At 73.3% G+C, this 18390-nt stretch carries 13 protein-coding genes; 9 read left to right on the forward strand and 4 right to left on the reverse strand.

Annotation, left to right across the window (positions count from 1 at the left end):
* Window positions 1-35: 35 nt before the first annotated feature.
* On the reverse strand, window positions 36-1352 hold the full coding sequence (locus QWJ41_RS11705) for a C39 family peptidase (protein ID WP_302708410.1): 1317 nt from the start codon (window positions 1350-1352) through the stop codon (window positions 36-38).
* Window positions 1353-1564: 212 nt separating this feature from the next.
* On the opposite strand from QWJ41_RS11705, the gene cysS reads away from it, so the two are divergent.
* The 3 genes from cysS to QWJ41_RS11720 are packed head-to-tail and all read left to right on the forward strand — an operon-like array spanning window position 1565 to window position 5763.
* Window positions 1565-3007, forward strand: coding sequence for a cysteine--tRNA ligase (cysS, locus tag QWJ41_RS11710; protein ID WP_302708412.1), 1443 nt, complete (start codon window positions 1565-1567; stop codon window positions 3005-3007).
* The gene (rlmB, locus tag QWJ41_RS11715) at window positions 2997-3953 is read left to right on the forward strand and encodes a 23S rRNA (guanosine(2251)-2'-O)-methyltransferase RlmB (protein WP_302708413.1); all 957 of its coding nucleotides are present in this window, start codon (window positions 2997-2999) and stop codon (window positions 3951-3953) included. Before cysS ends, rlmB begins: the two co-directional genes overlap by 11 nt.
* Window positions 3940-5763 carry a metallophosphoesterase gene (locus QWJ41_RS11720; protein ID WP_302708415.1) on the forward strand — a complete coding sequence of 608 codons (1824 nt, stop codon included), beginning with the start codon at window positions 3940-3942 and terminating at the stop codon, window positions 5761-5763. Before rlmB ends, QWJ41_RS11720 begins: the two co-directional genes overlap by 14 nt.
* A 114-nt stretch (window positions 5764-5877) precedes the next feature.
* Here QWJ41_RS11720 and QWJ41_RS11725 read toward each other — a convergent pair whose 3' ends face one another.
* On the reverse strand, window positions 5878-7431 hold the full coding sequence (locus QWJ41_RS11725) for an aldehyde dehydrogenase family protein (RefSeq protein WP_302708417.1): 1554 nt from the start codon (window positions 7429-7431) through the stop codon (window positions 5878-5880).
* Window positions 7428-9077, reverse strand: a complete 1650-nt coding sequence (locus QWJ41_RS11730; protein WP_302708418.1) for a GMC family oxidoreductase — start codon at window positions 9075-9077, stop codon at window positions 7428-7430. The genes QWJ41_RS11725 and QWJ41_RS11730 overlap by 4 nt, the downstream gene beginning before the upstream one ends.
* A 296-nt stretch (window positions 9078-9373) precedes the next feature.
* Here QWJ41_RS11730 and QWJ41_RS11735 point away from each other — a divergent pair, with 296 nt between their 5' ends.
* The 6 genes from QWJ41_RS11735 to QWJ41_RS11760 are packed head-to-tail and all read left to right on the forward strand — an operon-like array spanning window position 9374 to window position 16931.
* Window positions 9374-10876, forward strand: coding sequence for an ABC transporter substrate-binding protein (locus QWJ41_RS11735; RefSeq protein ID WP_302708419.1), 1503 nt, complete (start codon window positions 9374-9376; stop codon window positions 10874-10876).
* Window positions 10873-12912 (forward strand): ABC transporter permease, encoded by a 2040-nt coding sequence (locus QWJ41_RS11740; protein WP_302708421.1) that lies wholly within the window; start codon window positions 10873-10875, stop codon window positions 12910-12912. The genes QWJ41_RS11735 and QWJ41_RS11740 overlap by 4 nt, the downstream gene beginning before the upstream one ends.
* Entirely contained in the window at window positions 12893-13768 is an 876-nt protein-coding gene (locus QWJ41_RS11745) for an ABC transporter ATP-binding protein (protein WP_302708422.1), read from the forward strand. The genes QWJ41_RS11740 and QWJ41_RS11745 overlap by 20 nt, the downstream gene beginning before the upstream one ends.
* Window positions 13765-14472 carry an ABC transporter ATP-binding protein gene (locus tag QWJ41_RS11750; RefSeq protein WP_302708424.1) on the forward strand — a complete coding sequence of 236 codons (708 nt, stop codon included), beginning with the start codon at window positions 13765-13767 and terminating at the stop codon, window positions 14470-14472. The genes QWJ41_RS11745 and QWJ41_RS11750 overlap by 4 nt, the downstream gene beginning before the upstream one ends.
* Entirely contained in the window at window positions 14469-16298 is a 1830-nt protein-coding gene (locus tag QWJ41_RS11755) for a choice-of-anchor P family protein (protein ID WP_302708425.1), read from the forward strand. Before QWJ41_RS11750 ends, QWJ41_RS11755 begins: the two co-directional genes overlap by 4 nt.
* A gap of 3 nt (window positions 16299-16301) precedes the next feature.
* Window positions 16302-16931, forward strand: coding sequence for a hypothetical protein (locus tag QWJ41_RS11760; protein WP_302708427.1), 630 nt, complete (start codon window positions 16302-16304; stop codon window positions 16929-16931).
* 141 nt (window positions 16932-17072) lie between these two features.
* Here the strand turns inward: QWJ41_RS11760 and QWJ41_RS11765 are convergent, their stop codons facing one another.
* Window positions 17073-18377: a DUF4032 domain-containing protein gene (locus QWJ41_RS11765; RefSeq protein ID WP_302708429.1), complete on the reverse strand. Its 1305-nt coding sequence runs from the start codon at window positions 18375-18377 to the stop codon at window positions 17073-17075.
* Between the last annotated feature and the right edge of the window lie 13 nt (window positions 18378-18390).

Consider the following 18390-nt stretch of genomic DNA (forward strand, 5'->3'; position numbering starts at 1 on the left):
CCGCCGGCGCCCGCCGGCCGGCTACCGTCTGCCGACTACCAGTTGGAGTGCTTCTCGGGCGAGGGCAGCGGGCGGTCGGCGTCGGTGATGACGTACGCCGTGCCCCCTGAGCGGGGCAGCCAGGTGTTCTCGAGCTGGCCGCGGTCGTAGGTGCGGCGCACCGCGCCGTTGGAGGCGCCGGCCGGGTCGTTGACCACGACGTCGCCGTTGGCGGTGAAGCCCACCACGACCATCAGGTGGCCGTTGGACGCGCTGATCGGCGCGCCGGTGAGCTGGCCGCGGTCGAAGGCGATCGAGATGACCACCGGGATGCCGGCGGCCACGAGCACCTCGGCCTCGCGCATGCTGCGCAGGCGGGTCACGAAGGCCGACCCGGTCTGGCGGGCGGCGTACGCGGTGTTGAAGGGCCAGTTGCCGGTGCCGTCGTAGCCGTGGTCGTAGGTCATCCGCGCCGCGTGGTCGACCCACGGGTCGGGGTGGCCGGCGGGCACCCAGGAGTAGTCCTTGGCCGCGGGCAGCGCGTCGTAGTAGCCGAGCACCATCGAGGTCGAGGTGGGCGAGCACCACGCCTCGCCGCCGTTGCCCCACTGCGGGTAGTGGCCCTGGTGGATCATCTGGCTGTACGTCGGCACGGGCAGGACCTTGCCGCCGGCCTTGCTCACCACGCCGGGCGCCGAGGCCTGCACCGAGCCCGAGGGCAGTCGCGAGGCCATCGCGCCGACCGCCCCCACGCTCGGCGGGTTGCTGCCGGCACCGGCCCGGCGGCCCAGGGTGACCCGCAGCCGGTAGGCGACCAGCCCGGCGGGGGCCTTCCAGGTGTCGACGTTGACCGAGGCCAGGTCGTCGCTCTGCCCCGAGACGGTGGTGCGCTCGACGAACTTGTCACCTGCGGCCCACCGGCCCATCAGGTCCCACGACGAGCGGCGCCCGTCGGCGGCGCGGCCCTTGACCTCGACCTCGATCCAGCTGTCGCCGGGGGTCTTGGCCTCCCACGACGCGATCAGCTCGGTGAAGGCGAACCCGGGGCGGTGCCACGGGCCGTTCCAGCGCGCGGTCGTGTACGTCGTGCCGCCCAGCTCGCGGCGCGCCGTCGCGGCCGCCGGCTGGTGGAAGACCCGTCCGCGCTTGATCCGCGCCGAGTCGAGCCGGCCCTTCTTCCACTGCGCCGAGCCGTCCCAGCCCTGGTGGTTGATCTTGCGGCTGGTGGCGCTGCGCTCCGCGGTGGCGGCGCGCGCCGAGGCGCTGCTCGAGGTGGCGGCGTCGCCGCCGTCGGCGGCGTACGTCGTGGGGGCGGGGGCCAGCGCGGTGGCCACCAGCGCGAGCGCGGTGGCGGGAAGGAGGGTTCGCAGCACTCGGCGACGATACGTCACAGCAGTCACTTGCGTCACAGATCGGCCGACGGGAGTTTCATCGGCCGGCCGATGGAACTCCTGGGTGGCCGATGAAGTTTCATCGGCCACCCGCCAGGTTCGTCGGCCGGCCGATGAAACTCCCTGTGGAGGACCGGCGGCCCGGCCCGGGCGGGGATGCGGGGCGCGGGTCGGCTCGCTCCTACACTTGGGCCGTGACTTTCCGGCTCTACGACACCGCCACGCGCGACGTCCGCGACTTCGTCCCCCTGCAGCAGGGCAGGGCGGGCGTGTACGTGTGCGGGCTGACGGTGCAGTCGGAGCCGCACGTGGGCCACGTGCGTTCGGCGGTCAACTTCGACGTGCTGCGCCGGTGGCTGGTCCACCAGGGCCTCGAGGTGACGTTCATCCGCAACGTCACCGACATCGACGACAAGATCCTCACCAAGTCGGCCGAGCAGGGCCGCCCGTGGTGGAACCTGGCCTACGACATGTCCCGCGAGCTCGACCGGGCCTACACCGCCCTCAACGTGCTGCCGCCCTCCTACGAGCCGGCCGCGACCGGGCACGTGCCCGAGATGGTCACGCTCATCGAGCAGCTGGTCGAGAAGGGGCACGCCTACGCCGCGGCCGACGGCTCGGGCGACGTCTACTTCGACGTGCGCTCGTGGCCGGCGTACGGCGAGCTGACCCGGCAGGGCCTCGACGACATGGAGCCCGCCGAGGACGCCGACCCCCGCGGCAAGCGCGACCCGCGCGACTTCGCGCTCTGGAAGGGCCGCAAGTCCTCCGAGCCCGCGACCGCGTCGTGGCCCAGCCCCTGGGGCCCGGGTCGTCCCGGCTGGCACATCGAGTGCTCGGCGATGGCCGGCAAGTACCTCGGCGAGGCCTTCGACATCCACGGCGGCGGCGTCGACCTGCGCTTCCCGCACCACGAGAACGAGCAGGCACAGAGCCGCGCGGCCGGGCACGGCTTCGCGTCGTACTGGATGCACAACGCCTGGATCACCACCGCCGGCGAGAAGATGAGCAAGTCGCTGGGCAACAGCCTGACGATCCCGTCGGTGCTCCAGCGCTTCCGCGGCATCGAGCTGCGCTACTACATCGTCTCGGCCCACTACCGCAGCCACGTCGAGTTCAGCTTCGAGGCCCTCGAGGAGGCCGCGGTCGGCTTCCGGCGCATCGAGGCCTACCTCGAGCGCGCCCGCGCCGTCGTCGGCGACGTCCCCGCGACCGGCATGCACTGCGCCGACTTCGTGGCCGCGATGGACGACGACCTCGGTACGCCGGCCGCGGTGGCCGCGGTCTTCGACGTCGTCCGCGAGGGCAACAAGCTGCTCGCCGACGGTGCTGGTGGGGCCGGGGCCGGGGCCGACTCGGCCGCGCTGCGCGGCAACGCGGCCTCCGTGCGCGCCATGCTGGGCGTGCTCGGGCTCGACCCGGCCGACCCCGCGTGGGGCCCGGCCGGTGGCCACGACGACCAGCTCACCTCTGCCGTGGACGCCCTCGTCCGCGGCCTGCTCGACCAGCGTGCCCAGGCGCGCGCGGCGAAGGACTTCGCCGCTGCCGACGCCATCCGCGACCAGATCAAGGCGGCGGGCATCGAGGTCGAGGACACCCCCGACGGACCGAAGTGGAGCCTCATCAATGGCCGGTAACTCCCAGCGCAAGGGCGCGATCAAGAAGTCCGGCAAGGGCAACCCCACCGCCGGCTCCGGCGGCCGGGTCAAGCGCGGCCTCGAGGGCCGCGGCCCGACGCCGAAGGCCAAGGACCGCGAGTACCACCAGGCGCACAAGGCCGCCAAGCGCGCCGAGAAGAACCGCTCGCAGTCGAAGGGCGGCTCGCAGAAGCGCCGCGGCAGCAGCGACGCCGAGTGGATCGCCGGGCGCAACTCGGTGCTCGAGGCGCTGCGCGAGGGCGTGCCGGTCACCGGCGTGTACGTCGCCGAGGGCGCCGAGCGCGACGGCCGCCTGCGCGAGGTCTTCGCGCTGGCCGCCGACAAGGGCATCAGCCTGCTCGAGGTCGGCCGCGGCGAGCTCGACCGGCTCACCCAGGGTGCGGTGCACCAGGGTCTCGCGGCCCGCATCCCCTCCTACGAGTACGCCGACCCGCACGACCTGATCGAGCGCGCGAAGGAGATGGGCGAGCCGGCCCTGATCGTGATGCTCGACTCGGTCACCGACCCGCGCAACCTGGGCGCGATCGTGCGCAGCGCGGCCGGTTTCGGCGCCCACGGGGTGGTCATCCCCGAGCGTCGCGCCGCCGGCATGACCGCCTCGGCGTGGAAGACCAGCGCCGGCGCCGCCGCGCGGATCCCGGTCGCGCAGACGGTGAACCTGAACCGCCAGATCAAGGAGTACCAGGACGCCGGCTGCATGGTCGTGGGCCTGGCCGCCGACGGCGACGTCGACCTGCCCGACCTCGACCTGGCCGACGGCCCGCTGGTGGTCGTGGTCGGCTCCGAGGGCAACGGCCTCTCCCGCCTGGTCGCCGAGAACTGCGACCAGCTGGTCTCGATCCCGATGGCCAACCAGCTGGAATCCCTCAACGCCGGCGTCGCCGCCAGCGTGACCCTCTACGCGATCGCCCGTGCCCGAGCCTGACCCCGCCTCCCCGCAGGTCGCCGACCCGGCGGCCGAGCGGGGCCTGCGCGGCCGGCTGCTCGGGCACACCGTGCGCGGCGCGGTGGTGCTCGGGTTCCTCGCGGTCTGGCTGGGCGGCTCGCTGCTCGCGGCCGGCTTCCTGTTCCTCAGCAGCGAGCGCGAGGTCAGCCTGGCGAGCCACGAGTCGGTGGTCCGCCCGACCCTGAACGGGCAGGTCGAGCTGCTCACCGGGCCGGTGCTGCCCGACCTGCGCATCGCCTCCGACCTGCCGCTGGGCGTGCAGGTGCAGCTGGGCAAGACCGAGGCCGCCAGCACCGACGAGCTGGTGCAGCGCTACGCGCTGATCGCCTCGGCGCCCGAGGGCCCGCAGGCCAAGCTGCGCTCGGCGATCGAGGACATGGCCCTCGACGCGCTGCTGCGCGGCCTGGTCATCGGCGCGGTGCCGGTGCTGGTCTGGCTGCTGCTCGGCCGCGACCGGCGCCGCCAGCTGCTGGTGGCGCTGCCCACGCCGTACGGCGTGCTCGCGGCGGTGCTGGCGGTGGCGATGGTGCTGGGCCTCTGGCAGCCCTGGACCCCCGCCGACGACGCGGTCGAGGCCGCCGACGACGAGCGCGAGTGGGTGCCGCTGGCCGACTTCGTCGGCGCCGGCGTGCCGCTGCCCGAGGAGGTCGACGGCGTCGAGATCCGCGCCGACCTGACCACCAACCAGTCGCGGCGCCTGATCGAGTCGGCCGTCAACACCTACGACAAGTCGCAGACGTTCTACACCGAGGCGGCAGAGGCGGCCGGCGAGCTCGACCTGCGCACCCCCGAGGAGGGGGAGGTGGTCGTGACCATGGTCAGCGACCGCCACGACAACATCCAGATGGACGCGGTGGCCCGCGCCGTCGGCGACCGCGCAGGCGCGAGCGGGGTGCTCAACGGCGGTGACGACACCTCCACCGGCTCGAGCTGGGAGGCGTTCTCGCTCGACTCGGTCTCGGCCGCCTTCGGGGACCAGCCGCGCTGGGGCGTGGCCGGCAACCACGACAACGGCACCTTCGTCGTCGAGTACCTCGCCGACCAGGGCTGGACGATGCTCGACGGCGAGGTCGTCGAGGGCCCCGGCGGCGGCACCCTGCTCGGTGTCGCCGACCCCCGGGCCAGCGGGCTGGGCAGCTGGCGCGACGAAGGCGGGCTGAGCTTCGAGGACGTCGGTGAGCGCCTCGCCGACGCCGCCTGCGCCGCCGACGAGCCGATCGACACGGTGCTGGTCCACGACGCCAACCTGGCCTCCGAGGCGCTGCGCCGCGGCTGCGTCGACCTGGTCGTGGGCGGCCACCTGCACGTGCAGGAGGGCCCCGACCCGGTGGTGGCCGACGAGCTCTCCGACGAGCCCGCCGACGAGCCCGACACCGGGGCCGAGGCCGGCGCGGACGCGGACGCGGACGACGAGAGCGGACAGGAGCGCGCGGAGGAGATCGGGCCGCGGGTGGGCTACCGGTTCACGATGGGCACCACGGGCGGGGCGGCGTACGCCATCGCGCTCGGCTCGAAGATCCGCCGCGAGGCGCAGGTCTCGCTGATCACCTACCGCGACGGCAGCCCGGTCGGCATCCAGACCGTCAACCTGCAGACCAACGGCGTCTGGGTCGTCGACGACTACGTCGAGCTCGACGAGCTGGCCGTGGAGCCCGACCCCGACGACCAGCCCACCGACGGTCCCGCCCCGGGCCCGATCGCCCCCGGCGACGGCCCCGACGACGGCCTCGACGACGGGATCGGCGAGGGCACCGCCCCGGAGCTCGACCCGCAGATCGACCAGGGCTGAGCCGGCCCGCGGGAGATTCATCGGCCAGCCGACAGAGCTGGTGGGTGGCCGATGAAGCTTCATCGGCCACCCAGGAGATTCATCGGCCGGCCGACAAAACTCCCTCGGCCGGGCTCAGCCCCGGCGGCGCTCCCGCACCGCCGCCACCCGCTCGCGCAGCGGGCGCTTGGTGATCTGGCTGGCGCGGCCGTGCAGCGCGGTGAGCATGGTGACGAAGAGGGTGTCCTGCTCGTCGGTGCGCTCGAAGGTGGTCAGGTTGAGTACCGGCTTCATCCGCTGGCGGGTCACCGCCTTGGCGTAGGTGAACTCCTTGAGGCCGTCGGCGCCGTGGATGCGCCCGAAGCCGGAGTCGCCGACGCCGCCGAAGGGCAGCGAGGGCACGCCGGCGAAGGCGATGACCGAGTTGATCGAGGTCATCCCCGAGCGCAGCCGGCGGGCGATGTCGGGGCCCTGGCGACCGGAGAAGACCGCGCCGCCGAGGCCGTACTTGCCGGCGTTGGCCAGCTCGACGGCCTCGTCCATGCAGCTGACCCGGTTGACCACGACGGTCGGGCCGAAGGTCTCCTCGGTGACGGCCAGGGAGTCCTCGGGCACGTCGACCAGCACCACCGGCTGGGCGTAGCGGTCGTCGACCGACTCGGGCCCGCCGACGACGGCGCGCCCGCCCCGGGCCAGCGCGTCGTCGACGTGGCTGCGCACCACCTCGAGCTGGCTGCTCATCGTCATCGGGCCGAGCTTGGCGTCGGCGTCGACACCGGCGTGCAGCGCCTTCGCCTTGTCGGAGAGCCGGGCCACGAAGTCGTCGGCGACCTTCTCGTGCACGTAGACCCGCTCGACGCCGATGCAGGTCTGGCCCGCGTTGGAGAAGGCGCCCCAGGCCGCGGCGTCGGCGGCGGCCTCGAGGTCGGCGTCCTCGTCGACGATCAGCGCGTCCTTGCCGCCGGCCTCGATCACGACCGGTGTGAGGTTCTCGGCGCAGGTGGCCATCACCAACTTGCCGGTGGCGGTCGAGCCGGTGAAGGCGAGCTTGTCGATGTCGGCGCGGCACAGCGCGGTGCCGGTCTCGCCCCAGCCGATGACCGTCTGCAGCAGGTGCTGGTCGGGCACCACCTCGCGCAGGCTGTCGGCGAGCCAGACCCCCACGCCGGGGGTCAGCTCGCTGGGCTTGAAGACGACGGTGTTGCCGGCGCCCAGGGCGTAGGCGATCGAGCCCATCGGCGTGAAGACCGGGTAGTTCCAGGGTCCGATCACGCCCACGACGCCGAGCGGCAGGTACTCCACCGACGCGGCGTGGTTGGCCAGCAGCAGCCCCGAGGAGACCCGGTGGCGCCCCAGCACCTTCTCGGCCTTCGAGCCGATCCAGGCCAGGTGGTCGATGGCCAGGCCGATCTCGAGCTGGGCGTCGGCGTGCGGCTTGCCGGTCTCGGCGTGCACGACGTCGGCCAGCTGGGCCATCCGGCGGGTCAGCACCGCGCGCCACTGGGCCAGCACCTCGGCGCGGGCGTCGAAGCCGATGCCGGCCCACCAGCCGGCCGAGGCCCGGGCCCGGGCCACGGCGGCCTCCACCGAGGCGGTGTCGTCGACGGCGTGGACGCCGACCACGTCGCCGGTCGCGGGGTCGAAGGACTCCAGCTTCTGCCGGTCCTGCTCCTGGGTGTGCTCGCTCATCGGTGGTCCTTCCTGGCGGTGCCGACGGGGCTGCCGGTGCTCGTGGCGCCGACCGGCACGCGGCCGCGCACGAGGTCGGCGGCCTTCTCGCCGATCATGATGGTGGGGGCGTTGGTGTTGCCGCGGGTGACCATCGGCATCACGCTGGCGTCGACGACGCGCAGGCCCTCGATGCCGCGCACCCGCAGCTCGGGGTCGACCACGGCACGCTCGTCGTCACCCATCGCGCAGGTGCCGACGGGGTGGTAGAGGGTCTGGGTCTCGGCGCGCAGGTGCTCCTCGATCTGGGCGTCGGTGGGGTCGGTGCCCCAGCGCATCGTCGGCAGCCCGGGCCCGGCGACCAGCTCGGCCAGCGGGCCGGTGGCGACCACGTCGAGCATCCGGCGTACGCCGGCGGTCATCGCGTCGAGGTCGGCCTGGTCGTCGTAGTAGCCGGGATCGATGTCGGGGTGCCAGCGCGGGTCGGCCGAGCGCAACCGCAGCGAGCCGCGGCTGGCCACGTGCACCAGCGTCGGGGCTACGGTGACCTTGCGGCTGGTCGGCTCGTGCAGCCCGTTGTCCCAGAAGCCGCTGGGCGCGACGTGGGCCTGCAGGTCGGGGGCGCGCAGGCCCTCGCGGGTGCGCCAGAAGCCGCCGCCCTCACCGACGTTGGAGGTCAGCGGGCCGCGGCCCATCAGCTTGGCGCGCGCGAAGGTGCCCAGGGTGTTGAGCTCGGCCAGGTCGGTGGTGCCGCGGGTCTCGAAGACCAGCGGCAGCGCGGGGTGGTCGTGCAGGTTGGCGCCGACCGCGGGCTGGTCGAGCACCACCTCGACCCCGACCTCGCGCAGGTGCTCGCCGGGGCCGATGCCCGAGAGCATCAGCAGCTGCGGGCTGTTGACCGCCCCGCCGCACAGCAGCACCTCGGCGGCGGCGTACGTCGTGCGGCTGCCGCGGCCGTGCTGGTACTGCACGCCCACGGCGCGACCGCCCTCGACGACGACCTTCTCGGCGAGCGCGCCGGTGCGCACGGTGAGGTTGGGCCGGTCGGCGGCCGGGTCGAGGTAGGCGCGCGCCGTCGACCAGCGCCGGCCCTGGTGGCAGGTGACCTGGTAGAGCCCGGCGCCCTCCTGGCTGGCGCCGTTGAAGTCGTCGTTGCGGGCCATGCCCGAGACGACCGCCGACTCGACCCAGGCCTCGGTGAGCTCGTGGGTGTAGCGGCGGTCCTCGACGTGCAGCGGGCCGTCCTGGCCGTGGAAGGGCCCGCCGTGGCGGCTGTTGGCCTCGGCGCGGCGGAAGTAGGGGAGCACGTCGTCGTAGCCCCACCCGTGCGCGCCGTGGTCGTCGCGCCAGGTGTCGTAGTCGGCGGCGTTGCCGCGGATGTAGATCATCGCGTTCATCGACGAGCAGCCGCCGAGCGCCTTCATCCGCGGCCAGTAGGCGCGTCGGCCGAGCTGCTTCTGCTCGGTGGTCTGGTAGTTCCAGTCCCACCGGGTCTTGAAGAGGTTCGGGAAGGCCGCCGGCACCGAGATGTGGTCGGACTCCGCCGGCCCGCCCGCCTCCAGCAGCAGCACCGTGGTGGTCGGGTCCTCGGTCAGCCGGGCGGCCAGCACCGCCCCGGCGCTGCCCGCGCCCACCACCACGTAGTCGAAGCTCTCCCGCACGCTCATCGGCCCTCTCTCCTCGCGCCCGGGCCCGATGCCCTGCGCGTCCGTGCCGACGGTATGTCGGGGTGGTCCGCGTCACAACGGGGTGTCCACGGTGGTGGACGATGACGCGCCGTCGCGGGGCCGTCCTGCGCCTCAGGAGGTGCCGCGGGGCCACCTCCCCCACGACCTGACGCGTGTCGACAACCCCTCCCGGGGTGGGATCGCCTGAAACTCGTTCCAATTCGCTGTGGGCAGCGTCACCTTTGTAGGGCACACTCGTTGAGAATCAGTAACACGTTCTAGTTCTTGGAGGTCCGGTGTCCGCTCGACGGTCCCTGCGAGACGTCCGACGCGCCGCCACGGCCGTCGCGGCGGGCTCGCTCTGCCTGGTGCTCGCCGCCTGTGGCTCCAACCTCGACCCGAACGACGTCGTCGGGGCCGGTGGCACGCTCGGCGGCACCGCCGTCGACGGCTCAGTGGTCGGCGACGACGGCACCGTCGCCGGCGGCGACCCGGGCGCCGGTGGCGTCCCGGGCACCGACGGCTCGAGCGGCAGCTCGGGCAGCTCCGGCTCCAGCGGCTCCTCGGGCGGCTCGTCCGGCGGTTCCTCGGGCGGCAGCGGCGGCTCGACCACCGACCCGGGTGGTGAGAGCTCGGCCGACGGGGGCGGCAAGGCCGCGTCGTGCGACGGCTTCAAGAACGGGCCGGGCATCACCGACTCCACCATCACCATCGGCAACGCCGCCGACATCTCCGGACCGGTGCCGGGGCTCTTCGAGGCGGCCCAGGACGCCACCAAGGCCTACGTGGCCTTCTACAACAAGACCAACCCCGACGGCATCTGCGGCCGTTCGCTGGCGCTGAAGAACTACGACTCGCGCACCGACTCCGGCGGCAACCAGCAGGCCTACGCCGACGCCTGCTCCAACACCTTCGCGATGATCGGATCGATGTCGGCCTTCGACTCCGGCGGCGCGGCCGAGGCCGAGAAGTGCGGCCTGCCCGACATCCGCTCGGCGGCCGTCACCGGCACCCGCGGTGCCTGCGACACCTGCTTCGGCGCGCAGTCGACGGTGGCCACCCAGTTCCAGAACGCCGTGCCCGACTACGTCCTGAAGAACTTCAAGGCCGCCTCGCAGAAGGCCGCGATGCTCTACATCAACGCCGGGGCGGCCTCCGAGAACGGCAAGCTGCAGCTCCGGGCGATGACCCAGCGCGGCATGAAGTTCGTCTACGAGCAGGCCATCGAGGTCTCCGACTTCAACTACGCGCCCTACGTGCAGCAGATGAAGGACCGCGACGTGGGCTACGTGCAGTTCATCGGGGCCGCCTCGCAGGCCGCCAAGCTCGCCCAGGCCATGCAGCAGCAGAACTTCGAGCCCGACGTCTACATGCTCGACCCCACCGCCTACACCCGCGAGTTCCTGCAGGGCGGCGACGCTGTCGAGGGGGCCACCGTGTTCACCAACTTCGTGCCCTTCGAGGAGGCCGGGTCCAACCCCGAGACGCAGCTCTACCTCAGCTGGTTGCAGCAGGTGAAGCCCGGCGCCGAGCCCACCTTCTTCGGGGTCTTCGCCTGGTCGGCGGCCCGTCTCTTCGTCGAGCAGTCGGTCGGCCTGGGCGGGCGGCTGGACCGTGCCTCGCTCGTCGACTCGCTGCGCAAGGTCAACGCCTGGACCGCCAACGACCTGCACTCGCGCCAGGTCGTGGGGCCCAAGCAGACCGGCGAGTGCTGGCGCTTCATCCAGGTCAAGGGCGGCAGCTGGGTGCCGGTGGGCGGCTCGAAGTACACCTGCAACGGGATCACGACCGTCCGATGAGCTCGTTCCTGGCGTTCACGCTCTTCGGCCTGTTCAGCGGGGCGGCGTACGCGATCGCGGCCAGCGGGCTGGTGCTGACCTACAGCACCACCCGGGTCTTTAACATCGCGCACGGTGCGCTGGGCATGGTGATGTCCTTCGTCTTCTGGGACTTCAGCGTCCGGCAGGGGATGCCGCTGTGGCTGGCGCTCTTCCTGGTGCTCTTCGTGGTCGCGCCGGGGGTGGGCTGGTTCATCCAGCGCTTCGTGACCCGCGGGCTCGGCGAGGGCCCGGTCTCGGTCTCGCTGGTGGTCACCGTCGGTCTGCTGGTTGGGTGCATCGGCCTGGCCACCCAGATCTGGCCGCCCGAGCCGCGCAGCGTGCAGCCGTTCTTCCCCGGCAGCGACGTCGAGCTCTTCGGCATCTTCGTCACCGCCCACCAGATCATCACGATCGCGCTGTCCGGCGTGGTCGCGGTCGGCCTCTACGTGCTGCTCAACCGCACCCGCATCGGCACCGCGATGCGGGCCTCGGTCGACAACCCCGAGCTGCTCAAGCTCTTCGGCGGCAAGCCCGAGCAGGTCGCCGCCCTGTCCTGGGCCGTCGGCACCTCGCTGGCCGCACTGGCCGGGGTGCTGCTGGTCTCGACCGTCGGCCTCGACTACTACGCGCTGACCCTGCTGGTCATCAACGCCTACGCCGCGGCCATGCTCGGGCGCCTGAAGTCGCTGCCGCTGACCTTCCTGGGCGCGATGTCGCTGGGCCTGATCACCTCCTACGCCTCGGGCTACCTGCCCACCGACGGCCTGCTCAACAGCGTGCGCAACGTGGTGCCGGCGCTGTTCCTCTTCGTCGTCATCGTCGCGATGCCCCAGGCCCAGCTGCGCATCGGCCAGGTCAAGGGCATCGTCTCCGCGCCGCAGCCCTCGCTGTTCCGGGCGCTGGGCTGGGGCGGCGCGCTGCTGCTGGGGGTGGCCTTCCTGGCCACCGCCTTCGGCGAGTCCAAGCTGCTGCTGCTGGGCACCGCGGCGACGTACGCGATGGTGATGCTCTCGCTGGTGCTGCTGACCGGGTACGGCGGCCACGTGTCGTTGGCGCAGCTGACCTTCGCCGGCGTCGGCGCGCTGGCCTACGTCAAGCTCGAGCAGGCCAACCTCGTCGGGCTGGCGCTCTCGGCGCTGATCGCCGCCGGGGTCGGGGCGCTGGTGGCGCTGCCGGTGATCCGGCTGACCGGCCTCTACCTGGCGCTCTCGACCCTCGCCTTCGGCGTGATCATGGAGAAGATGGTCTTCCAGGCCGAGTTCGCCTTCGGCTTCAACGGCACCCTGGGCGCCGAGCGGCTCTCCGTGCTCGGCGTCACGATCGGCTCGACCGCCGCCTACGTGTGGGTGATGGCGCTGTTCTTCGTGCTGATGGGCCTGGCCCTGCTGTGGTTGCGCCGCGGCACCCTGGGCCGGATGCTCATCGCGCTGCGCGACAGCCCGGCGGCCTGCGGCACCCTCGGCCTCGACGCCCGCTGGTTCCGGGTCGGCCTCTTCGGCCTCTCGGCCGGCATGGCCGGTCTCGCCGGTGCCCTCTACGCCGGGCTGCGCGGCTCCGTCGGGGCCGCGGAGTTCCAGTACTTCAACTCGCTGCCGCTGCTGCTGCTGGCCGTGGTCTTCGGCGTCACCTCGGTGACCGGCGCCGCCCTCGGCGGGGTCGGGCTGATGCTGCTTCCGGTCTTCCAGTCCTCCAACCCCTCGGCGGCCGGGCTGATCTTCGCGGTCATCGGCTTCGGCGCGGTGGCCCTGGGCCGCGACCCCAACGGCCTGGCCAACCAGCTCTTCAAGCTCGGGCGCCTGCTCGACCGGCGCTTCGGCACCAAGGTCCGCGCCCGCATCCCCGTGCTGCCCGCCCCCGGCGAGGCCCAGCGGCGGATGCACGCGGAGGCCGAGGCCAACGCCGGCGCCGAGCCGTCCCTGACCAGCGTCGGGCTGCACGCCGACGGGTCGGTCGACGTCCCCCTCATCGCAGACCCCAGCCGGGAGGTGGGTGCGCATGCCGCTCCTCGAGGTTGACCACGTCGTGGTCCAGTTCGGCGGGGTCACCGCCGTCAACGAGGCCTGCTTCGCCGCCGAGGCGGGCCGGGTCACCGGTCTGATCGGGCCCAACGGTGCCGGCAAGACCACCTGCTTCAACGTCATCTCCGGCCTGCAGAAGCCCACCCGCGGTGCGGTGCGCTTCGACGGGCGCAAGGTGACCTCGGTGCCGGTGCACCGCCGCTCCAAGCGGGGGATGGGCCGCACCTTCCAGCGCCTCGAGGCCTTCGGGTCGCTCAGCGTGCGCGACAACGTGCGGGTGGCCGCCGACATCCACCGCGGCGTGCTGGGCGCGGTGCGTGGGCTCGGCTCGTCCTCCCGGGGCGGGGTCGACGCGCTGCTCGAGCGGGTGGGCATCGCGGCGTACGCCGACGAGCGCGCCGACTCGATCCCGACCGGCACCGCCCGGCTGCTCGAGCTGGCCCGCTGCCTGGCCGGCGACCCGAAGCTGCTGCTGCTCGACGAGCCCTCGTCGGGCCTCGACGAGACCGAGACCGACGACTTCGGCGACCTGCTGCGCGACCTGGCCGCCGAGGGCCGCGCGATCCTGATGGTGGAGCACGACATGGACCTGGTGATGGGCGTGTGCGACGAGATCCACGTGCTCGACTTCGGGTCGGTGATCGCCTCCGGCACCCCCCAGGAGGTCCGCGGCGACGCCGCGGTGCAGAAGGCCTACCTCGGCTACGCGCCCGAGGACGAGGCCGAGCCGGCCCACGTCGGGTCGGCCGAGCACCCCGCCGAGAGCACCCGCACCGACCTGCCGGTGCTCAGCGACGACACGACCGTGCTGCCGCCCGTGGGCGCCGGCCCCCTGCCCGGAGGTGCCCGATGAGCGTCCCGATCCTCGAGGTCGTCGACCTGCACGCCGCCTACGGACGCATCGAGGTGCTGCGCGGGGTCGACCTGGCGGTGCCCAAGGGCGCGGTGATGGCGCTGCTGGGGCCCAACGGCGCCGGCAAGTCGACCCTGATCAAGGTCATCTCGGGGCAGAAGTCGGCCTCCTCCGGCGACGTGCACCTCGGCGGCGTCAACGTGCACGGCGCCGGCCCCGAGGAGCTCGCCCGGCTCGGGCTGTGCACCGTGCCCGAGGGCCGCTCGGTCTTCCCCAACCTGACCGTGGCCGAGAACCTGACCCTGATGTCGTACGCCGGGGTCTCGGCCGAGGCGGTCCTCGAGACCGCGTTCACCTACTTCCCGCGCCTCCTCGAGCGCCGCGGCCAGCTCGCCGGCACCATGTCGGGCGGTGAGCAGCAGATGCTGGCGATGTCGCGGGCCCTGGCCTCCGACCCGGCGCTGCTGCTGCTCGACGAGCTGTCGATGGGCCTGGCGCCGCTGATCGTCGACGAGCTCTACGACACCGTCGCCCAGATCGCCGAGTCCGGCGTCTCCATCCTGTGCATCGAGCAGTTCGCCCGCACCGCGCTGCGGGTCTCCGACTACGCCGCGGTGATGAGCGGTGGCCGCGTCGTGGCCACCGGCGAGCCCGCCGAGATCCTCGAGACCATGTCCGACGTCATCCTGGGAGGTGCGGCATGAGCCGCCAGACCACCGCTTCGTCCGCGCGCCGCCCGGGCGCCGCGGCCCGCCGCGTGCTGCTCTCGCTGGCCGCCACCGCGCTGGTCGGTGCCGGGCTGCCGCTGGCCTCCGCCCCGGCCGGCGCCGTCGTGGGAGCCTCCGAGGGCGACCCGCCGTTCGCCGGGTACGCCGCGACCACCACTGCCACCCCGGTGCGCATCGAGATCTACGAGCCCACCATCCCGATCCCCGCCACCCCGCAGGCCGAGCTCAACCTCGGCTACAGCGTGGTCAAGGCCGACTCCTCGACCTCGCGCGGGCGGGCCAGCTTCATGTGGCCCGGCGACGCCGTGGGGGAGGGGTTCAAGACCATCCTGGAGAACCTGGGCCTGCCGCCCGAGCTGGTCGCCCCGCTCGCCGAGGATGGCTACCCCGTGCAGGTGAACTCCAACCACCCGACCGGCCCCGAGCGCCAGGCCGACGAGCCCTTCCCCGGCGTCGTCAACCGCACCCGTGCGACCGAGTCCAAGACCTTCGCCGAGGTCGGCTACTCCACCGACTGCCGCCTCGGCGAGCCCGGCGCGTCCGGTGAGGACGGCGGCGACGACGGAGGTGACGGCGGCGACGGCCCGGGTGCGCCCGGGCTGCCCGGCCTCCCCGAGATCCCGGGCCTGCCCGGCATCCCCGGCCTGGGCTCGCTCACCGACGGGCTGGCCGGCTCCCTGACCGGCGGCGGCGGTGGCGTGCTCGGCGGGCCGAGCGGCTCGCGCTCCGACGCCGGCGCCCCCACCGCACGCGAGCGTCGTACGGCACGGGCGCGGGCGCGGGCCGAGGAGCGTGCCGAGGACGAGGAGGTCGAGTGCCAGATCCCCGCGGAGCTCGCCGCGCTCGTCGACCTCGGCGGGTACGCCGCCGAGTCGGTCGTGACCAACGACCCCACCGAGGTGCGCGCGGTCTCGCGCTCGGCCGTCGGCGACGTCAGCCTGCTGGGCGGCGTGGTGACCCTGTCGGGCATCACCGCCCGAGCCGTGGCCGGCAGCGACGGCGCCAAGGGCACCACCGGCGGCAGCGCCGACTACGGCGTGCTGACCATCGCCGGGCAGAAGTTCCGCTTCGGCGCCGACGGCTTCGAGGCCGCCGGCCAGGCCGCACCGGTGCCGGGCCTGCCCGACGAGGCGGGCGCGGCGCTCGAGGCGCTGGGCATCCAGCTGCTGCTGCCGCAGCCGTCGTACGAGAAGGAGGGCGACAAGGCGACCAGCACGGTGCAGGGCATCCAGGTCGTCATCGACTCCGGGGTGCTGCGCCGCCAGCTCGACGCGCTGCCGCTCAACGCGCTCGCCGACCTGATCAACCAGATCCCCGAGGAGGCCGGGCAGCTCAAGAGCGTGCTGGGCGCCGCGCTCAACCTGGCGCCGAAGTTCGTGATCACGCTCGGCAACGCCACCAGCGTCGTGGACACCTCGCAGCCCGTCGACATCCCGATCGGGGAGGTGCCCGACAACAACACCACCGGTGGGGGCGGCGACCCGACCAGCCCGACCGGCGGCGGCGGGACCAGTGGCGCCGGCACCGGCGGCGGCACCGCTGGCACCCCCGGCACTCCCGGCACCGCCGGCGAGCCGGCCGTGCCCGGCGGCGACTCCGCCGACGGCGACCTGGTCGACGCGGCCCCCGCCGCAGGGCTGCCGCCGCTCTTCTCCATCCCCGGCGCCCTGCTCCTCGGCGCCATCGCGGCCGCCACGGTCGCCGGCTCCTACCTGCGCCGCCTCGGGGTGATGGCCCTCGGGGGCGGCGGCGCCTGTCCCCACGGCCTCGACAGCGGCCTCCCCGACCTCCGAAAGGCCTGAGCGATGACCACCGTCAACCCCGCACCCACCCCGACCGGCACCGCCGTGGCCGCCCCCGCGACCCCCGCCACCCCGGCTGCACCCGCCTCCGGTGCCCGCACCGGCGCCTCGTCGCTCGGCTCGCTGCCCCGGGCCGGCTCGCGCGGCGGCGGCAACGGCGCGGCGCCGCTGAAGAACAACAACTACCGGCTGCTGCAGGTGGTGCTCTTCTGGGCCGGCGCGGTGCTGCTCCCGCTGGGCCTCGTGGTGATCATCCTGGGCTGGTACGGCGCGGCGAACACGCCCTACGAGTACGACCAGATCTCCTACCTGGTCTCCGGCGGCCTGCTCGGGCTCGGGCTGACCTTCTGCGGCGGCTTCCTCTACTTCGGGGCCTGGCTGGCCCGCATCGCCGACGACGGCCGCGAGTCCTCCAAGCGCCTGGCCGACACCCTGCTGGTGCTGGCCGACGTGACCTCGCGCGCCGCGGCCACCCGCGACGACGGGGTCGACGTCTCCGCGCTCCCGGTCACCGCTGGCGACGGCACCACCATGCACCGCCGCGACTGCGCCCTGATCGCCCACCGCAGCGACCTGCACCCCGTCGGCGAGCACAACGGCCACCTCACCACCTGCCGCGTCTGCCGCCCCTGACCCCTCTGGGCGCGGGGCCGAAGGTCCATCGGGTACCCGATGAACCTCCTGTCACCACGCTGAAGATCCAGCCAGGCGACGCCAGTTCCATCGGGTACCCGGTGGAACATCAAGGACCTGGCCCGACCTGACCCGTGGGCGTCAGCGGCGTACGCCGCCGGCGTCGGTCGGCGCGTCGGCGGGGTCGGGGGGCGTCTCGTCCGGGTCGGGGTCGTCGGAGGTGGGGTCCTCGTCGGCGGCCAGCGCCTCCTCGGGCTTGGAGCCCAGGACGTTGTCGATGTAGTCGCGGGCGGTGTCGAAGATGTCGACGGGGCGACCCGCGCGCTCGGAGAGGTACCACCGGTGCACCAGCACCTCGTGGAAGAACTGGGCCGGCTCGAGCTTGCCGCGCGCCTCGTCGGGGATCAGCGCGACCAGCGGCTCGTAGATCTTCGTCAGCCACCGGTTGGCGACCAGCTGGCGGTCCTCGCGGCCCAGGTCGTAGGTGGCGGTGAAGGCGGCCAGGTCGTTGAGCAGCCGGCGGGCCTGGGCGTCCTCGACGTCGAGGCCGGTCAGCGACTGCAGCTCGCGGCGGTGGTGGCCGGCCTCGACCACCTTGGGCTGGATGCGCACCTGGTCGCCGTCGTAGTCGGTGACGATGTCGAGCTCGTCGACGTCGAAGCCGAGGTCGTTGAGCCGCTCCAGGCGCCGCTCGATGCGCCACAGCTCGCCGGCGGAGAACTCCTCGTGCCCGGTCAGCTCGCTCCACAGCTCGTCGTAGCGGCGCTGGAGCAGCTCGACGACCTCGTGCGGCTCGATGGCCCGGGCCATGGAGCCGCCCTCGGGCAGGCTGGCCTGCAGGTCGAGCAGCTCGGCGAAGACGTTCTCGGTGGCCACGGTGACGTCGTGCTCGCGCATCTGGCGCGACAGGCTGGGGCGCAGCTCGCCCGTCTCGGCGTCGACGAGGTACGCCGCGAACCCCTCGGCACTGCGCCGGAAGAGCACGTTCGACAGCGACACGTCGCCCCAGTAGAAGTCGGCCAGGTGCAGGCGCACCAGCAGCACCACCAGCGCGTCGACCAGCCGCGGCAGGTCCTCGCGCCCGGCGCCGTGGCTGAAGAGGCTGCGGTAGGGCAGCGAGAAGCGCAGGTGCTGGGTGATCAGCGCGGCCGGCAGCTCCTCGCCGTCGGCGTCGAGGCGCCCGGCGACCACTCCCTGCGGCACCACCGCGGGCATCCCCATCCGCTGCAGGTCGCGCAGCAGCCGGTACTCGCGGAACGCGATCGGCTCGACGGTCTCCTTGACGGCGTACACCCGCTCGCGCAGCCGCACGATGCGCACCACGTGGCGCGAGAGCCCGCGCGGCAGCGGCACCACGTGCTCCTCGCCCCACTCCTCGAGCGGCGTCGCCCAGGGCAGGGTGATGATCGCGGGGTCGGGTCGGCTGGCGACGATGCGCAGGGCCATCCGGTGAGCCTAG

The organism is Nocardioides cremeus, from assembly GCF_030518195.1.
Taxonomy (GTDB): domain Bacteria; phylum Actinomycetota; class Actinomycetes; order Propionibacteriales; family Nocardioidaceae; genus Nocardioides; species Nocardioides cremeus.

What these genes read in the sequence shown, in the direction of transcription:
- QWJ41_RS11740 (WP_302708421.1), top strand. Translation starts at nt 10,873, where the DNA reads ATGAGCTCGTTCCTGGCGTTCACGCTCTTCGGCCTGTTCAGCGGGGCG.
- QWJ41_RS11725 (WP_302708417.1), bottom strand. Translation starts at nt 7,431, where the DNA reads ATGAGCGAGCACACCCAGGAGCAGGACCGGCAGAAGCTGGAGTCCTTC.
- QWJ41_RS11750 (WP_302708424.1), top strand. Translation starts at nt 13,765, where the DNA reads ATGAGCGTCCCGATCCTCGAGGTCGTCGACCTGCACGCCGCCTACGGA.
- QWJ41_RS11745 (WP_302708422.1), top strand. Translation starts at nt 12,893, where the DNA reads ATGCCGCTCCTCGAGGTTGACCACGTCGTGGTCCAGTTCGGCGGGGTC.
- rlmB (WP_302708413.1), top strand. Translation starts at nt 2,997, where the DNA reads ATGGCCGGTAACTCCCAGCGCAAGGGCGCGATCAAGAAGTCCGGCAAG.
- QWJ41_RS11765 (WP_302708429.1), bottom strand. Translation starts at nt 18,377, where the DNA reads ATGGCCCTGCGCATCGTCGCCAGCCGACCCGACCCCGCGATCATCACC.
- QWJ41_RS11730 (WP_302708418.1), bottom strand. Translation starts at nt 9,077, where the DNA reads ATGAGCGTGCGGGAGAGCTTCGACTACGTGGTGGTGGGCGCGGGCAGC.
- QWJ41_RS11755 (WP_302708425.1), top strand. Translation starts at nt 14,469, where the DNA reads ATGAGCCGCCAGACCACCGCTTCGTCCGCGCGCCGCCCGGGCGCCGCG.
- QWJ41_RS11760 (WP_302708427.1), top strand. Translation starts at nt 16,302, where the DNA reads ATGACCACCGTCAACCCCGCACCCACCCCGACCGGCACCGCCGTGGCC.